13 protein-coding genes are annotated in these 17029 nt (G+C 70.4%); 12 read left to right on the forward strand and 1 reads right to left on the reverse strand.

The features are described 5' to 3' along the window. Window positions 1-237 precede the first annotated feature (237 nt). Window positions 238-489 carry a hypothetical protein gene (locus tag AB5970_RS11235; protein WP_370504031.1) on the reverse strand — a complete coding sequence of 84 codons (252 nt, stop codon included), beginning with the start codon at window positions 487-489 and terminating at the stop codon, window positions 238-240. A gap of 160 nt (window positions 490-649) precedes the next feature. On the opposite strand from AB5970_RS11235, the gene AB5970_RS11240 reads away from it, so the two are divergent. From AB5970_RS11240 to AB5970_RS11295, 12 genes are all read left to right on the forward strand, one after another. Next, window positions 650-1306 (forward strand): DUF2510 domain-containing protein, encoded by a 657-nt coding sequence (locus AB5970_RS11240; RefSeq protein WP_370504032.1) that lies wholly within the window; start codon window positions 650-652, stop codon window positions 1304-1306. A 2-nt stretch (window positions 1307-1308) separates the two neighbouring features. Then, the gene (locus tag AB5970_RS11245) at window positions 1309-1650 is read left to right on the forward strand and encodes a hypothetical protein (RefSeq protein ID WP_370504033.1); all 342 of its coding nucleotides are present in this window, start codon (window positions 1309-1311) and stop codon (window positions 1648-1650) included. A gap of 445 nt (window positions 1651-2095) precedes the next feature. Next, on the forward strand, window positions 2096-3085 hold the full coding sequence (locus AB5970_RS11250) for a malate dehydrogenase (protein ID WP_370504034.1): 990 nt from the start codon (window positions 2096-2098) through the stop codon (window positions 3083-3085). 15 nt (window positions 3086-3100) lie between these two features. Beyond that, window positions 3101-3490: a hypothetical protein gene (locus tag AB5970_RS11255; protein WP_370504035.1), complete on the forward strand. Its 390-nt coding sequence runs from the start codon at window positions 3101-3103 to the stop codon at window positions 3488-3490. Between the two features lies 1 nt (window position 3491). After that, the gene (locus tag AB5970_RS11260) at window positions 3492-3758 is read left to right on the forward strand and encodes a DUF167 domain-containing protein (RefSeq protein ID WP_370504036.1); all 267 of its coding nucleotides are present in this window, start codon (window positions 3492-3494) and stop codon (window positions 3756-3758) included. Window positions 3759-4063: 305 nt separating this feature from the next. Beyond that, complete coding sequence (gene pulA, locus AB5970_RS11265; RefSeq protein ID WP_370504037.1) at window positions 4064-9904, forward strand: pullulanase-type alpha-1,6-glucosidase; 5841 nt, start codon at window positions 4064-4066, stop codon at window positions 9902-9904. Between the two features lie 350 nt (window positions 9905-10254). Next, window positions 10255-11400 (forward strand): multiple monosaccharide ABC transporter substrate-binding protein, encoded by a 1146-nt coding sequence (gene chvE, locus AB5970_RS11270; RefSeq protein ID WP_370504038.1) that lies wholly within the window; start codon window positions 10255-10257, stop codon window positions 11398-11400. 124 nt (window positions 11401-11524) lie between these two features. After that, entirely contained in the window at window positions 11525-13063 is a 1539-nt protein-coding gene (gene mmsA / locus AB5970_RS11275; protein ID WP_370504039.1) for a multiple monosaccharide ABC transporter ATP-binding protein, read from the forward strand. Next, window positions 13060-14241 (forward strand): multiple monosaccharide ABC transporter permease, encoded by a 1182-nt coding sequence (gene mmsB / locus AB5970_RS11280; RefSeq protein ID WP_370504040.1) that lies wholly within the window; start codon window positions 13060-13062, stop codon window positions 14239-14241. The genes mmsA and mmsB overlap by 4 nt, the downstream gene beginning before the upstream one ends. Window positions 14242-14309: 68 nt before the next feature. Next, window positions 14310-15506 carry an ROK family transcriptional regulator gene (locus AB5970_RS11285; RefSeq protein WP_370504088.1) on the forward strand — a complete coding sequence of 399 codons (1197 nt, stop codon included), beginning with the start codon at window positions 14310-14312 and terminating at the stop codon, window positions 15504-15506. A gap of 38 nt (window positions 15507-15544) precedes the next feature. Beyond that, window positions 15545-16327 carry an ATP-binding cassette domain-containing protein gene (locus tag AB5970_RS11290; RefSeq protein WP_370504041.1) on the forward strand — a complete coding sequence of 261 codons (783 nt, stop codon included), beginning with the start codon at window positions 15545-15547 and terminating at the stop codon, window positions 16325-16327. 108 nt (window positions 16328-16435) lie between these two features. Continuing rightward, a complete protein-coding gene (locus tag AB5970_RS11295) occupies window positions 16436-16987 on the forward strand; it encodes a DUF937 domain-containing protein (RefSeq protein ID WP_370504042.1) in 552 nt (183 codons plus the stop codon). The last annotated feature ends 42 nt before the right edge of the window (window positions 16988-17029 follow it).

The raw sequence follows: 17029 nt of genomic DNA on the forward strand, positions 1-17029 counted from the left end.
GCCGTTATGGGCGGGCTCGATGTTCCACGGCAAGATCTTCGGCCAATATTGTCGTGACGTGAATATTTTGACCCCTACGTAATCCCCATTTCGTAGGCGCCCTTGCGTGTGGATTCCGCCCAGTAGACTCATCGCCAAGCGGGAAGCAAAGAGCCTCAAGTGGGCTCGATGCCAACCTGAGGCTCTTCGTGACGCGTTTCCTGCCCGGGCGCGCGCTAGTCACGAGGGTACACGCGGTCAGCATTCGGTTGTGAGTTCGAAGCCGAGATCGCACGTCGTGACCCCGGTCATGCTCGGAGCGGTGATGCCGGCCCGGCGAGCAAGACCGGAAGGAGGTGCCCCATGGACATTTGGATCAATGAGATCAGCCACTACCTCGTCATCGAGGATGGTCGGCCCGTACTCAAGCGCGTCAAGAAGCGCCGGCGTCTGTACCCGGAGGCGTAGACCTTCGACCGCCAGCAACCACTGCGAGCGCGCGCTGCTCATCACACGGACCCCCCGAGCAGATATTCCGCTCGGGGGGTCCGTTGTGTCGATCCACGTCAACACCTCGATGCGTCCCGTGTCTTAGCTCGAAGGCATGACGCAGCTAGCCGCACCCGTGTGGCGCACGCACGGTGGCGCGGCCCACTGACAGGGTGACCGCATGGGGAAACGCGACTACGCCAAGGAAATCGAGCGGCTCGTCCGCGCGGCGCAGACGGAGGCGAACGAGGCGCTCGCCACGGATGACTACGCCGAGGCCAAGCTGGTGCTCGCCGGTGCGATCCGCGACGTGCGCGAGGTCAAGCGGGCTCTCACCGAAGCCGAGCGCGGAGTGCGCGCGGCGTACCAGGATGCGCGGCTCAAGACGCGGAGCAAGGGCCAGACCGTCGGCATGTTCGTGAACAGCAAGACCCGGGCCGCGATCGCACGCGGACGTGCCGCGGAAGGCCGGCAGTTGTCCGCCAACGAAGCAGCGGCTCTGCGCCCCTACGCCGACGCGAAGGTCGTCGCGGACCGGGCGATCGCCAGCCTGGATCGCGCCAAGGCTCAGGTCGCCGACGGGGCCGCGAGGGCCAAGGAGGCGGGCGGTTCGACCACGGTGCGCCCGGGGCGCGGGGCCGCCGCACCAGCGGCCGCTGTCGACCGACCGGCGCCCGCTGCGGCGCCGCCGGCTCCCCCAGCAACCCAGACTCCCCCGCCTCCGCCGCCCCACTGGGCACCCGACTTCACGGGGCGCCACGAGCACCGCTGGTGGGACGGCACGGCTTGGACCGAGCACGTCTCCGACCGCGGCGTGCCGTCGTCCGATCCGATCTGAGCATGGACGCCGGAACGATCGTTGCGCTCGTGCTCGGAACGGTGGGACCCGTTTGGGGTGCCGGGACGTCCGCGATCAATCGGCGCGACGCCAACGAGCGGGACGAGTGCGATCAGGCGATCGATCGCGAGAAGCGTTGGCTGCAGGAGAAACGTCTGATCTACGTTCGAGCCCAGGCTGCACTCGATGACGAACTCGCAGCCCTCTCGGACCACGTGATCCATGACCCGTCGGAGACTGGCCACGCCCAGAGAGCAAGCGCCCTCCACGCGGCGCAGCAGGAGTTTCGCGAGGCGCGGGCGGCGGTCGACATGCGGCCCCCTAAGTCGTGCGACATGCGGTGAACGACGCATTGTCAATGCGATCGCGAAAGCGAACTGGGCCTTCCTTCAGCCCGAGGTATCGCGGGCCGCCGTGCTCGCGGCCGAGGACGACCCGTTCATCGATGCCGAGTGGGAGTGTCACCTCGCTTTGGAGGCCATGCACGTCGACCTGGGCGCCGAGCCATTGAACGAGAGCGACTCACGTACCGCATGGGCTCGATCGAGGCGTCGATCCAGCAATGTCGGAAGAGGGCGCTGACACCTCGGTGAGGCTCAGCGGTGGAGGGATGCCTGTGACGCGGCCGGCGGTGCGGCTCCCGTGGGGCGCGAGGACGTCGAGCAGCAGCGCGAGAGCATCGTGGCCAAACGTCCGTGGTGGAGGAGCGTTCTGACGTGCGCCGCCCGGTCGCTCGTCCCGCGGGGTAGCGTGAGGGCGCCGTCGTCGTCGACCGAAGGAGCCCGTTCCGTGGCCAGCTCGCCCGTCACCGTCACCGTCACCGGAGCCGCCGGGCAGATCGGCTACGCGCTGCTCTTCCGGATCGCGTCCGGCCAGCTGCTCGGCGCCGACACCCCCGTCCGGCTGCGCCTGCTCGAGATCCCGCAGGCGTCCAAGGCGGCCGAGGGCACCGCGATGGAGCTGGACGACTGCGCGTTCTCCACGCTGGACAGCGTCGAGATCTACGACGACGCGACCGCGGCCTTCGACGGCGTCAACGTGGCGCTGCTCGTCGGCGCGCGCCCCCGCACGGCGGGCATGGAGCGCGGCGACCTGCTCTCGGCCAACGGCGGCATCTTCAAGCCCCAGGGCGAGGCCATCAACGCGGGCGCGGCGGACGACGTGCGCGTCCTCGTCGTCGGCAACCCGGCCAACACCAACGCGTTCATCGCGGCGTCGCACGCGCCCGACGTGCCTCGCGAGCGGTTCACCGCGATGACCCGCCTGGACCACAACCGCGCGGTCTCGCAGCTGGCCGCGAAGACCGGCGCGAAGGTCGCGGACATCGCGCGGCTGACCATCTGGGGCAACCACTCCGCCACGCAGTACCCCGACCTGTCGCACGCCACGGTGGGTGGCCGCCCCGCGCTCGAGGTCGTCGGCGACGACGCCTGGGTGCGGGACACGTTCATCCCGACCGTGGCCAAGCGCGGCGCGGCGATCATCGAGGCGCGGGGCGCGTCGTCGGCGGCCTCCGCGGCCAACGCGGCGATCGACCACGTGCACACCTGGGTGCACGGCACGCCCGAGGGTGACTGGACCTCGGCCGGCATCGTGTCCGACGGCTCCTACGGCGTGCCCGAGGGCCTCATCTCGTCGTTCCCGGTGACGTCGTCGGGGGGCAGCTGGCACATCGTGCCCGACCTCTCGGTCGACGAGTTCTCCCGCGGCCGGATCGACGCCTCGGTGGCCGAGCTGGTCGAGGAGCGCGACGCCGTCCGGGCGCTCGGCCTGCTCTGAGCCGCGGACCTGACCGTGTGGGCCGAGGAGGTCGCGGTCCCGCTGCGGGGCAGGGGAGTCGGGGCGTTCCTCGGGTGGGCGCTGCTCGGGGCGGGCATCGGCTTCGGGTTCGGCGCCGTGCTCGTGGTCGGGCTGGTGGCCGCCCTCGCGCTGCTCGCGGTCGGGGGCGTCCTCGTCGCCCGCCAGGGCCTGCGTCCCGCCCAGCTCGGGGTGATCAGCGGGCTCGGCGTGCTGCCGCTGACGATCGCCTGGCTCAACCGGCACGGCCCGGGCGAGTACTGCACCACCACCGCGGTGGCCGAGTCGCAGTGCGTCGCGCAGTGGAGCCCGTGGCCGTTCGCGCTGGTGGGGCTCGCGCTGGTGGTCGTCGGCGTGCTGCTCTTCGTGCGCACCCGGCGAGCCTGACGTGCGCGTGGCGATCCGGGTCAGACCCGGCGCGTCCCGGACCGCCGTCGGGGGGTCGTACGGCGACCGGCTCGTCGTGGCGGTGAGTGCCCGGGCCGTGGACGGTGCGGCGACGCAGGCCGCTCTGGACGCGCTCGCGGCGGCGCTCGGGGTCCGGCCGCGGCACGTCACGCTCGTGTCGGGCGCGACCAGCCGCGACAAGCTCGTGGAGGTCGACGCCGACGAGGCGCAGGGAGCGGCTGCCCTCGCCCGGCTGCTGGAGGGGTAGGCCGGGGCTGTCCTCCGCCACCGTCGCGATGCCGGCCGCGGAGTACGCAGGCGGTCGGTGTGAAGACTTGGTTGCACTGGGCGCAACGAAGTCTTCACGCGAGCGGCCAGAGGCGTCGAACCTCAAAGCGGGGCCCGTGGCCCTCCGCCGCACGTCGACGCGCTAGACCTCGCGGGCGTCCTTCGCCCGTTCCACCCGATCCCTGCACGTTTCCACCGATAACTCTTGCTGCAAGTTGCTGCAAACCGATACGGTCGGCGACACCTGCCCCGCACATCGACGTGCGGGGAGACGAAGGAGTCGCCATGTCGCCCGCCGACGCCCCCGTCCGTCATCCCTCCCGCATCCTCGCCGCGCTGACCTCCCTCGCGGTCGTCGGCGTGGGGCTCGTCGCCGCGGCGAGCAGTCCCGCCGCCGCTGCCGACCGGACGGTCGCCCTCGTCGGTGACCTGCAGAGCGAGCTCGGCTGCTCGGCGGACTGGCAGCCCGAGTGCACGCAGACCGAGCTCGCCCCGACGGGCGCGCCCGGGGTGTACGCCGCCGACTTCACGGTCCCGGCGGGCAGCTACGGCTACAAGGTCGCGATCAACGACACGTGGGACGAGGCCTACGGCAAGAACGGCGGGGCGGACAACATCCCGCTCGTCGTCGCCGGCCCCTCGAGCCTGCGCTTCACCTACGACGACACCACGCACCGGATCGCGCTGACCCCGTTGGACCTGGGCGCGGGCTACACGCCGGCCGACGACGCCCTGGTCGCCCAGCCGGTGCGTGACCCCGGCGCCGACCAGCAGTTCTACTTCGTGATGACCGACCGGTTCGCCGACGGCGACACGTCGAACGACACCGGCGGCCTCACCGGCGACCGCCTGACCACGGGCTTCGACCCCACCGACAAGGGCTTCTACGAGGGCGGCGACCTCAAGGGGCTGCAGAGCAAGCTGGACTACATCCAGGGCCTCGGCACGACGGCGATCTGGCTGACCCCGTCGTTCAAGAACAAGCCCGTGCAGGGCACCGGGGCGGACGCGTCCGCCGGGTACCACGGGTACTGGATCACGGACTTCACGCAGATCGACCCGCACCTGGGCACCAACGCCGAGCTGCAGGCCCTGATCGCCGACGCCCACGCGCGGGGCATCAAGGTCTACTTCGACATCATCACCAACCACACCGCGGACGTCATCGACTACGCCCAGGGCCAGTACGGCTACGTCGACCAGGCCACCAAGCCCTACAAGGACGCCGCCGGCAACGCCTTCGACCCGCACACGTACGCGGGGACCGACACGTTCCCGACGATGGACGCCGCGACGAGCTTCCCGTACACCCCGGTGATCAAGCCAGAGGACGCGAACGTCAAGGTCCCGGCCTGGCTGAACGACCCGACGCTGTACCACAACCGCGGGAACTCGACCTACACCGGGGAGTCCACGACGTACGGCGACTTCTCCGGCCTGGACGACCTCATGACCGAGAACCCGGCGGTCGTGAACGGCTTCGTGGACGTCTACGACCAGTGGGTGGACCTCGGCGTCGACGGGTTCCGCATCGACACCGCCAAGCACGTGAACTTCGAGTTCTGGCAGAAGTTCACGACGGCGGTCCGCGCGCACGCGGCATCCGTCGGCAACCCGGACTTCTTCATGTTCGGCGAGGTGTACGACGCCGACCCCGCCAAGCTGTCCCCGTACCTGCGCGACAGCGACATGAACGCGGTCCTCGACTTCACGTTCCAGTCGGCGGCCAGCAACTACGCCAAGGGCTCGGCGGCCGGCGGGCTGCACGCGCTCTACGCGGGCGACGACATGTACACGACGCCGACCTCGAACGCGCAGGCGCTGCCCACGTTCCTCGGCAACCACGACATGGGCCGCATCGGGTACTTCGTCAAGGACGCCGGCAGCGCGGAGCAGCGCTCCGAGCTCGCCCACTCGCTGATGTACCTGACGCGTGGCCAGCCGGTGGTCTACTACGGCGACGAGCAGGGCTTCGTCGGCACGGGCACGCTCAACGGCCAGGACAAGGACGCGCGGCAGTCGCTGTTCGCCACCCAGGTGCCGGCCTACGCCAACCAGAACCTGCTGGACGGCACGGTCGCGGGCTCGGTCGACCGGTACGACACCGGCTCGGTGCTCTACGACCACATCGCCGGGCTGGCCGCGCTGCGCAGCAGCACCCCGGCCCTGCGGGACGGCGCCCAGATCGAGCGCTACGCCACGGGCGCGGTCTACGCGTTCTCGCGGGTCGACGCGACCGAGAAGGTCGAGCACCTGGTCGCGACGAACAACGGCACCACGTCCGCGACCGTCACCATCGACACCCTCACCCCCGGGGCGACGTTCGCGCCGCTCTACGGGACGACCACGTCGGTGACGGCCGCCGCCGACGGCACCGTCTCGGTGACGATCCCCGCGCTGAGCGCCGTCGTGCTCAAGGCCGGCACCACCGTCGGTGCACCGGCCACCGCGGGCGACATCAGCGTCACCGCACCCGCCGCCGGCGCCGGGCTCTCCGGGCTCGTGCCGGTGACCGCCGACGTGGCCGACGACGTCTGGAGCCAGACGTCCTTCGCGTACCGCGTGCTCGGCGACACCGCGTGGACCCCGCTCGGCACGTCCGAGACGACGTCGCCCCGCGTGTTCCACAACGTCGCGGGCCTGCCGGACGGCGCCGTGGTGGAGTACCGCGCGGTCACGGTCGACGCCGCGGGCCACAGGTCGGCCGCGTCGACGTACGCAGCGGTCGGTGGCGCCATCGACGGCGGCGCCGGTGCGAACCCGGTCCCGCCCGGCCCGACCACCGTGTCGGTGCCCGGCAGCCACAACTCCGAGATGGGCTGCACGGGCGACTGGCAGCCCGAGTGCGCGGACGCCCGCCTGACCAAGCGCGCCGACGGCGTCTTCGCGGGCACGTTCACGCTCCCGGCCGGCACGTACGAGTACAAGGTGGCCATCAACGGCACCTGGGACGTGAACTACGGCGCGGGAGGTGTCGCCGGCGGCGCCAACGTGGCGTACACGACGACCGGTGGTCCGGTGACCTTCTACTACGACCCGGTCACGCACTGGTTCACGTCGACGGCCCAGGGCCCCATCCTCACGGTGCCGGGCTCCGACAACAGCGAGCTGGGGTGCGCGGGCGACTGGGCACCGGACTGCCTGAAGAGCTGGCTGCAGGACCCCGACGGCGACGGCACCTACACGTTCACCGCGCTCGACCTGCCCGCCGGGTCCTACGAGGTCAAGGTCGCGCACGGCCTCAGCTGGGACGAGAACTACGGCGCGGGCGGCGTGCGCGGCGGCGCGAACATCCCGTTCTCGGCGCCCGGCGGCAAGCCGGTGACGTTCTCCTACGTGCTGGCCACGCACGTCCTCACCGTCGAGGTGACGGACGCTCCGCTGCCCGGCACGGGCCAGTCGCAGGCCCAGTGGATCGACCGCACGACGATCGCGTGGCCGACCGCGCTCGGGGCGGACCCGGCGACGTCCACGTTCGCCCTGCACAGCTCGGCGACCGGGGGCATGAAGGTCCAGGACGGCGTCCTGGTGGGCGACGACGGAGCGCCGGTCCCGCTGACCTACGACCCGGCCGGGCTCACGGCCGCGCAGCTCGCGCGGTTCCCGGCGCTCGCGGGCAAGTACGTCGCGCTGCACGTGCCCGGCGACGCCCCGACCTCCGCGCTGCTGCGCGGGGCGCTGCTGGTCACCCAGGCGGCGTCGGACGGCACGTACCAGGCGGCGACCGGGGTGCAGATCCCGGGCGTCCTCGACGACGTGTACTCGGGCGACGCGGGGAAGCGGACCTTGGGCGCGACGTGGAAGAAGGGCGTCCCGTCGCTGGCCCTCTGGGCACCGACCGCGCAGACGGTCGACCTGCTGGTGTGGACCGGCGACCTGGCGGCCGACCCGCAGCGGGTGGCCGCGGCGCGCCAGTCGGACGGCTCGTGGACCGTGGCCGGCGCGAAGTCCTGGACCGGCGCCCGGTACCTCTGGGAGGTCACGGTCTACGCGCCCACGACCGACAAGGTCGAGGTCAACCGCGTCACCGACCCGTACTCGGTGGCGCTGACGCTCAACTCGACGCACTCGGTGCTGGTGGACCTGGCCGACAAGGCCTTCCGTCCGTCGCAGTGGGAGAAGGCGAAGCAGCCGGTGGTGCGGCCCGTGGACCAGACGATCTACGAGCTGCACGTGCGGGACTTCTCGATCAACGACCCGACGGTGCCGGCCGCGAAGCGCGGCACGTACCTGGCGTTCGCGACGAACGGCGCCGGGCGCGCGCACCTGCGCGAGCTGGAGAAGGCGGGCCTGACGACGATCCACCTGCTGCCGACGTTCGACATCGCGTCGATCCAGGAGGACCGGTCGCTGCAGAAGACGCCGGCCTGCGACCTCGCGTCGTACGCGCCGGACTCCGACCAGCAGCAGGCCTGCGTGACCGCCGTGGCGGACGCCGACGGCTTCAACTGGGGCTACGACCCGCTGCACTGGTCGACGCCCGAGGGCTCGTACGCCGTGGACGCCGACGGGGGCGCGCGCATCGCCGAGTTCCGCACCATGGTCGGCGCCCTGCACTCCGACGGCCTGCAGGTGGTGCTCGACCAGGTGTTCAACCACACGACCGCGAGCGGGCAGTCGCCGCAGTCGGTCCTGGACCGCGTGGTGCCCGGCTACTACCAGCGGCTCAACGCGGTGGGCAACGTCGAGACCTCGACGTGCTGCCAGAACGTCGCGACCGAGCACCTCATGGCGCAGAAGGCCATGGTCGACTCGGTGGTGACGTGGGCCCGCGACTACAAGGTGGACGGCTTCCGGTTCGACCTCATGGGGCACCACTCGGTGGACACCATGAAGGCCGTCCGGTCGGCCCTCGACAAGCTGACCACCAAGAAGGACGGCGTCGACGGCTCGAAGGTCTACCTCTACGGCGAGGGCTGGAACTTCGGCGAGGTGGCGAACAACGCGCTGTTCACGCAGGCCACGCAGGGCCAGCTGGGCGGAACGGGCATCGGCACCTTCTCCGACCGGCTCCGTGACGCCGTCCGCGGCGGTGGGCCGTTCGACGCCAACCCGCGCATCCAGGGCTTCGGCTCCGGCGGCGGCACCGACCCGAACGGCGACCCCGTGAACGGCACGGAGGCCCAACAGCTGACGAGGGCGGCGCACGACGCCGACCTGGTCCGGCTCGGCATGGCCGGCAACCTGCGCGACTACGCGTTCGAGACGAGCGCGGGGACCGTGCAGAAGGGCTCCGAGATCGACTACAACGGCCAGCCGGCCGGGTACGCCGACTCCCCGGAGGAGGTCATCACGTACGTCGACGCGCACGACAACGAGACCCTGTGGGACTCGCTGACCTACAAGCTGCCGACGGACACCCCGATGGCGGACCGCGTGCGCATGAACACGGTCTCGCTGGCGACGACCGCCCTGGCGCAGACGCCGTCGTTCTGGCACGCGGGCGCCGACCTGCTGCGCAGCAAGTCGCTCGACCGCAACAGCTTCAACTCGGGGGACTGGTTCAACAGCCTCGACCTGTCCGGCCAGGACAACGGCTTCGGCCGCGGCCTCCCGCCCAAGGCCGACAACGAGGCGAAGTGGCCCTACCAGCAGCCGCTGCTGGCCGACCCGGCCCTCAAGCCGACGCCGGCCGACATCGCCACGGCCTCGAAGGCCGCCGACGACCTGCTGCGGCTGCGGTTCTCGACGCCTCTGTTCCGGCTGGGCTCGGCCCAGCTCATCGAGCAGAAGGTGGGCTTCCCGGGCTCCGGTCCCGACGCCGACCCCGGGGTGGTCGTCATGACCATCGACGACGAGCCGGGCTGGGACGCAACCACGCGGCGCTGGGCCACGGACGTCGACAAGCAGCTCGACGGCGTCCTCGTGGTGGTCAACGCGTCCGACGAGGCGACCACCCAGACCGTGTCCTCGCTCAGCGGGCACCGCCTGACCCTGTCGCCGGTCCAGGCCCGGGGCAGCGACCCGGTGGTCAAGGGCACCACGTGGGACAAGGCCAGCGGCACGGTGACGGTCCCGCCGCGCACGGTCGCGGTGCTGGTGGAGCCGACCGGGCACGGCCACGGTCACGGTCACGGCGGCTGGTGGCAGTCGTTCCAGGGCTGGTGGAGCGCGCACGTCGGCTGACCTGCCGGCTCGCGCACGGACGACGGGCCCTCGACCTCGGTCGGGGGCCCGTCGTCATGCTTGCGGCCATCCCATAGGTTCAGCATGCGAAGCCAAGTCGGGCGAAAAGTCTCTCGATATCGACCTGTTAGCGCTCACATCGTGATGATTCTGTGATCTCCCCCCCGTTCAGCCGGGTTTGACTTCGAGAAACGAATGGAACACAGTAGGGCCGCTGGGTCACCCGGAACGTGCCGGAGACCCAGCCGGGACACCGGTCAGGACGGCGCAGACGCCGCCCACGACCGACGAACCCGAGCTCGCCCAGGCCCGAGTCACCGGGCCTCTCAACGACGAGAAGGAGCACAGCAATGCGACGGATCACAATCGCGGCGATGGGTGCGGTCCTCGCACTCGGCCTGGCCGCGTGCTCGGGTAGCGGAGCAGGCGGCGGAAGCGGCTCGTCCGACGCCGCCACCGTGGACCCGAGCGACCTCACGGTCGGTGTCGCGATGCCGACGCAGACCTCCGAGCGGTGGATCGCCGACGGCAAGGCTGTCAAGGAGGGCCTCGAGAAGGCCGGCTACAAGGTCGACCTGCAGTACGCGGGCGACGACATCCCCACCCAGCAGCAGCAGATCGACCAGATGATCACGAAGGGCGCGGACCTCCTCATCCTCGCCTCGATCGACGGCACGGCCCTGGCCACCCAGCTGCAGGCCGCCGCCGACGCGAACATCCCGGTCATCGCCTACGACCGCCTGATCCGCGACAGCGAGAACGTCGACTTCTACGTGACGTTCGACAACTACAAGGTGGGCGTGCAGCAGGCGACCTCCCTGCTCGTCGGCCTGGGCCTGCTCAAGGCTGACGGCTCGAAGGGCGACGCGACGGGTCCGTTCAACATCGAGCTCTTCGCGGGCTCGCTGGACGACAACAACGCGCACTTCTTCTACCAGGGCGCGATGGACACCCTGAAGGAGTACATCGACGCGGGCACGCTCGTCGTGAAGTCGGGCCAGACCGACATCGAGCAGGTCGCCACGCTGCGCTGGCTGCAGGAGACCGCGCAGAAGCGCATGGAGGACCTGCTCACGTCGACCTACTCCGACGGCAGCAAGGTGCAGGGCGTCCTGTCGCCGTACGACGGTCTGTCCCGCGGCATCATCACCGCGCTGCAGAACGCCGGCTACGGCCCGGGGATCGACCAGGGCATGCCGATCGTCACCGGCCAGGACGCCGAGATCGCGTCGGTCAAGCTGATCAACGACGGCGTGCAGTACTCGACGATCTTCAAGGACACCCGCAAGCTCGCCGAGCAGGCCATCGTGTCCGCGCAGTCGTTCCTCGCGAACAAGGAGCCGGAGGCGAACGACACCAAGACGTACGACAACGGCGTCAAGGTCATCCCGTCGTACCTGCTCGACTCGGACATCGTCTACAAGGACAACATCCAGTCGCTGCTCATCGACTCGGGCTACTGGACCGCCGACCAGGTGGCCAGCGGCCAGGCATGACCCGTCCGTCCTGACCCTCGACCGGCCGGCACCCACCCGGTGCCGGCCGGTCGGCCCGGGTCACCCCCACCAACGAGGGGAGCCGGCGACGGCGCCCTGCACGACGAAGGACGGTGGAAGCCGCGTGGCCAACTCCATTCTCGAGATGCAAGCCATCACGAAGACCTTTCCCGGCGTCAAGGCTCTGCAAGACGTGTCGATGTCGGTCGAGCGTGGCGAGATCCACGCGATCTGCGGTGAGAACGGGGCCGGCAAGTCGACCCTGATGAAGGTGCTCTCGGGGGTGTACCCGCACGGCACCTACGACGGCAAGATCCTCTTCGAGGACGAAGAGATGCAGTTCGGGTCGATCAACGACTCGGAGGACAAGGGCATCGTGATCATCCACCAGGAGCTCGCGCTGGTGCCCTTCCTCTCCATCGCGGAGAACATCTTCCTCGGCAACGAGCGCGCCAGCCGCGGCCTGATCGACTGGAACGTCGCCAACTCGGAGGCCGCCGCACTGCTCGCGCGCGTGGGCCTGGACGAGCTGCCGGTGACGCCGGTGGGTCAGCTGGGCGTCGGCAAGCAGCAGCTGGTGGAGATCGCCAAGGCGCTGTCCAAGCAGGTCAAGCTGCTGATCCTCGACGAACCGACGGCGGCCCTCAACGACAACGACTCCGAGCACCTGCTCGGGCTGCTGCGCCAGCTCAAGGCGCAGGGCATCACGTCGATCATGATCTCCCACAAGCTCAACGAGATCGCCGAGATCGCCGACACCACGACGATCATCCGCGACGGCCGCACGGTGGAGACGCTCGACATGGCGGCCGACGAGGTCACCCAGGAGCGCATCATCCGCGGCATGGTCGGCCGCGACCTCGGGCACCGGTTCCCGCCGCACGACTCGGTGGTCGGCGAGGAGGTGCTGCGGATCGAGGACTGGACCGTGCACCACCCGACCGATCCCGACCGCGTGGTCGTCGACGGCGCCAACCTCTCGGTGCGCGCGGGCGAGATCGTCGGCCTGGCGGGCCTCATGGGCGCCGGCCGCACCGAGCTCGCGATGTCGGTGTTCGGCCGCTCCTACGGCAGCCACATCACCGGCAAGATCTTCCTGCACGGCAAGGAGATCAAGGTCGCCACGGTCAGCGACGCCATCGCCCAGGGGATCGCGTACGCCACCGAGGACCGCAAGAAGTACGGCCTCAACCTGATCGACGACATCCGCAGCAACATCTCCGCCGCGAGCCTGGCGAAGGTCTCCCGGGGCGGGTTCGTGAACGCGAACGAGGAGATCAAGGTCGCCGAGGGCTTCCGGCAGAGCATGAACATCAAGGCACCCACGGTGCTGGCGCTCGCGGGCAAGCTCTCGGGCGGCAACCAGCAGAAGGTCGTGCTGAGCAAGTGGCTCTTCACGGACCCGCAGGTGCTGATCCTCGACGAACCCACGCGCGGCATCGACGTCGGGGCCAAGTACGAGATCTACACGCTGATCAACAAGCTGGCCGAGGAGGGGAAGGCCGTCGTGGTCATCTCCTCGGAGCTGCCCGAGCTGCTCGGCATCTGCAACCGCATCTACACGCTCTCGGCGGGCCGGATCACCGGTTCGATGCCTCGGGAGCAGGCTACTCAGGAGAATCTGATGGAGCTCATGACCAAGGAAAAGGACCAGGTTCGATGACCGCGATGGCAGGCCTGAAGGACCTCTTCACGAGGAACCTGCGGCAGAGTGGGATCTTCGTCGCGTTCGTGGCGATCGTCGGGCTGTTCACCATCCTCACGGACGGCGTGCTGCTCAGCCCGGGCAACGTGACGAACATCGTCCTGCAGTACTCCTACATCCTGATCCTGGCCATCGGCATGGTCATCGTGATCATCGGCGGCCACATCGACCTCTCGGTCGGGTCGGTCGTCGCGCTCACGGGTGCGGTCTCCGCGGTGATCGTCATCCAGCACGGTGCGCCGTTCTGGGTGGGTGTCCTCGCCGGCCTCGCCGTCGGGTTCCTGGTCGGGGTGTGGCAAGGGTTCTGGGTCGCGTACGTCGGGATCCCGGCGTTCATCGTGACGCTGGCCGGCATGCTGCTCTTCCGCGGCATGACCCTGCAGGTGCTCGGCAACATCTCCCTGTCGCCGTTCCCCGCGTCGTACCAGAAGATCGCCGGCGGCTTCCTCAACGGCTTCCTCGGCGGCAACGGCTTCGACGTCTTCACGCTGCTCGTCGGCGCGCTCGCGGTCGTCGGCTACGCGGTGGGCCAGTGGCGCACCCGGCTCGGCCGGATCAAGTACCAGCAGGTCGTCGAGACCATGCCCATCTTCGTCACCAAGATCGTGCTGGTCGGCCTGGTCGGCATGGCGTTCGCCTGGCAGCTGGCCCACAGCCGCGGCCTGCCGATCGTGCTGATCATCCTGGGCATCCTGATCATCGCGTACCAGATCGTCACCACGAAGACGGTCTTCGGCCGCCACGTCTACGCGATCGGTGGCAACCTGTCCGCCGCGCAGCTGTCGGGCGTGAAGGTCCGCAAGGTCAACTTCTGGATCTTCGTCAACATGGGCATGCTCGCCGCCGTCGCCGGTGTCGTGTACTCGTCGCGGTCCAACAGCGCGCAGCCCGCGGCCGGCAACATGTTCGAGCTCGACGCGATCGCCGCCTGCTTCATCGGTGGCGCGTCGACCACGGGCGGCGTCGGCCGGGTCACGGGGGCGATGGTCGGTGGTCTGATCATGGCGGTCATGAGCAACGGCATGCAGCTCATGGGCATCGACCAGTCGGTGCAGCAGATGGTCAAGGGACTCGTCCTGCTGCTCGCCGTCGCGTTCGACATCTACAACAAGCGCCGCGCAGGTTCGGCGCGCTGACCAGCGGGTTCTTGGGGTAGACGGACGGGGCCCGGGCTATGCTCGCGGGCGTGGGAGGGCGGGTCGGGATGTCAGGCTCGCAGTCCTCGCTCCGCGAGGCCAACCGGGCCCTGATCGTCGAGACCGTCCAGCGGCACGGCGGGCTCACGCAGGTCGAGCTCGCCGGTGCCACCGGCCTCTCCGCCGCGACGATCTCCACCATCGTCAAGGAGCTGCTCGCCGCGGGTGTCGTCGACACCCGCAACACCACCCGGAGCGGGCGTCGTGCCCAGATGGTCACGATCGCCCACCGGGTGGGTCTGGCCGTCGGCGTCCACATCGGTCAGCGGCACCTGCGGGTCGCGCTCGGCGACGTCACCAACGAGGTCGTCGCCGAGCAGACCCTGCCCCTCCCGCACGAGCACCGGGTGGACACCAGCCTCGACCGCGCGGCCCTGCTGGTGGCCGACCTGCTGGAGCGCGTGGGCTCGACGCTCGACGAGGTCGTCGGTGTCGGCGTGGGCCTGCCCGCGCCGGTCGACACCGCGACCGGGATGGTCTCCGTGCGCGGCATCATGCGCGGCTGGGACGAGGTCCACGTCGGCCACGTGCTCTCGAAGCGGCTGGCCCGGCCGGTGTTCGTCGACAACGACGCGAACCTCGGGGCGCTCGCCGAGAGCACGCACGGCGCCGCCCGGATGTTCCGGGACTCGGTGTACGTGCGCGCGTCGTACGGCACGGGCGCGGGCATCGTGATCGGCGGCCAGGTGCACCGCGGCTTCGCCGGGACGGCGGGGGAGATCGGCCACGTGCAGGTCGACCCGCTGGGGGACATCTGCCGCTGCGGCAGCCGCGGGTGCCTCGACACGGTGGTCGGCGCGGGCGCCCTGCTCGAGCCGCTGCGGGCCAGCCACGGCAGCCTCGCGCTGCGTGACGTGATCCAGCGCGCGATCGACGGCGACCCCGGCTGCGCGCGCGTCATCGCCGACGCGGGCTCCACCATCGGCGAGGTGGTCTCGAGCCTGGCGATGGCGGTGAACCCGCAGTGCATCGTGGTGGGCGGCGACCTCGCGGAGACGGGGGAGCTGCTGCTGGGCCCCCTGCGCGAGGCGATCCGGCACCGCGTGCTGCTCAACCAGATCGCTCCCCTCGAGGTGGTCCCGGCCGAGCTCGGGCAGCGGGCCGAGGTGGTCGGCGCGCTGGAGCTCGTGCTGCGCTCGACGGACTTCGTGGTCCGCTCCGACGAGCAGGCGCGAACGGCCGGCGAGAAGGGGGCGCACAATTGATCCAGCAGAGACGTGCCCAACGAGGAGCAGGTGAGGTCATGAGCGCGAGCCCCCGGGTCCCGCTGCTGTCCCTCCGCCAGATCAGCGTGAGCTTCGGCGCGGTCGAGGCGCTCGTCGGGGTGGACCTCGACGTGTACGACCACCAGGTGGTCGCGCTGGTCGGCGACAACGGCGCCGGCAAGTCGACGCTCGCCAAGGTGATCTCCGGCGTGCTCGCGCCTGACTCCGGCCTGATCGAGATCGACGGCGAGGAGCAGACCATCCCGTCGCCGTCCGCGGCGCACGCCCTCGGCATCGCGACCGTGTTCCAGGACCTCGCCCTGTGCGGCAACCTCGACGTGACGTCCAACATCTTCCTCGGGCGCGAGCTCACGGACGGTGCCCTGCTCGACGACGGCCGCATGGAGCAGGTGGCGCGGGGGATCCTGCGGGACCTGACCCTGCGGATCCCGTCCGTGCGCACGCCGCTGTCCCAGCTGTCCGCCGGGCAGCGGCAGGCCGTCGCGATCGCGCGCACCCTGATCGGCTCGCCCCGGCTCGTCGTGCTGGACGAGCCCACCGCGGCCCTGTCCGTCGCGCAGACGGCGGAGGTGCTCACGTACATCGAGCGGCTGCGCGACCTCGGCCACGGGGTGATCCTCATCAGCCACAACATGAACGATGTGCGCGCCGTCTCGGACAAGATCGTGGTGCTGCGGCACGGTCGCAACAACGGGTCGTTCGACGCCGACTCCACCAGCTACGAGGCGATCCTCGCGGCGATCACGGGGGCGACCACCGAGGGGAACGACATGCTGCGCCGGATGGCCGCTCTCGGCTGACCGGCCCCGCGACGCGGGCGCGGCTACGGTGAGGACGTGTGCGGAATGACGCACGCGGCCGGCGTCGTCCGTGACCGAGCGGGCGCGGCCCTCACCGAGGAGGCAGCCATGGCAGCCGTCGACGACCTGTCCGCCGCGATCCCGATCGACCAGATCGCCACCCGGCTCGGCGTGGACCGGGCCACGGCGCAGAGTGCCGTCGAGGCGGCGCTCCCGGCCCTCCTCGGGGGGCTCTCGGCGAACGCCCAGGACCCCGCCGGCGCCGCCTCGCTCGCCGCCGCGCTGGGCACCAAGGACCCCGCGCTGGTGGCCGGTGGCGTCGACCTCGACCAGGTGGACCCCGACGACGGCGCCAAGATCGTGCGCAACGTGTTCGGGTCGAACCAGGACCAGGTCGTGGCCGCCCTCGGCTCCTCCCCGAAGACCCCCGACCAGAGCATCATCGCCAAGGTGCTCCCGCTGCTCGCCCCGATCGTCCTGGCGTTCCTCGCGAAGCAGATGAGCGGGAAGTCGTCCGCGGGCGGTGCGCAGGGCGGCGGGGGACTGGGGGACGTCCTCGGTGGCCTGCTCGGCGGCGGGTCGGGGTCGTCGTCGGGCGGCGGCGTCGGCGACGTGCTCGGCGGCCTGCTGGGCGGTCTGCTCGGCGGCGGCAAGCGCTGACGGTGCACGAAGGGCCCGCGACCGGTGATGGTCGCGGGCCCT

Origin of the sequence: Cellulomonas sp. ICMP 17802 (genome assembly GCF_041295535.1) — a bacterium.
Taxonomy (GTDB): domain Bacteria; phylum Actinomycetota; class Actinomycetes; order Actinomycetales; family Cellulomonadaceae; genus Cellulomonas.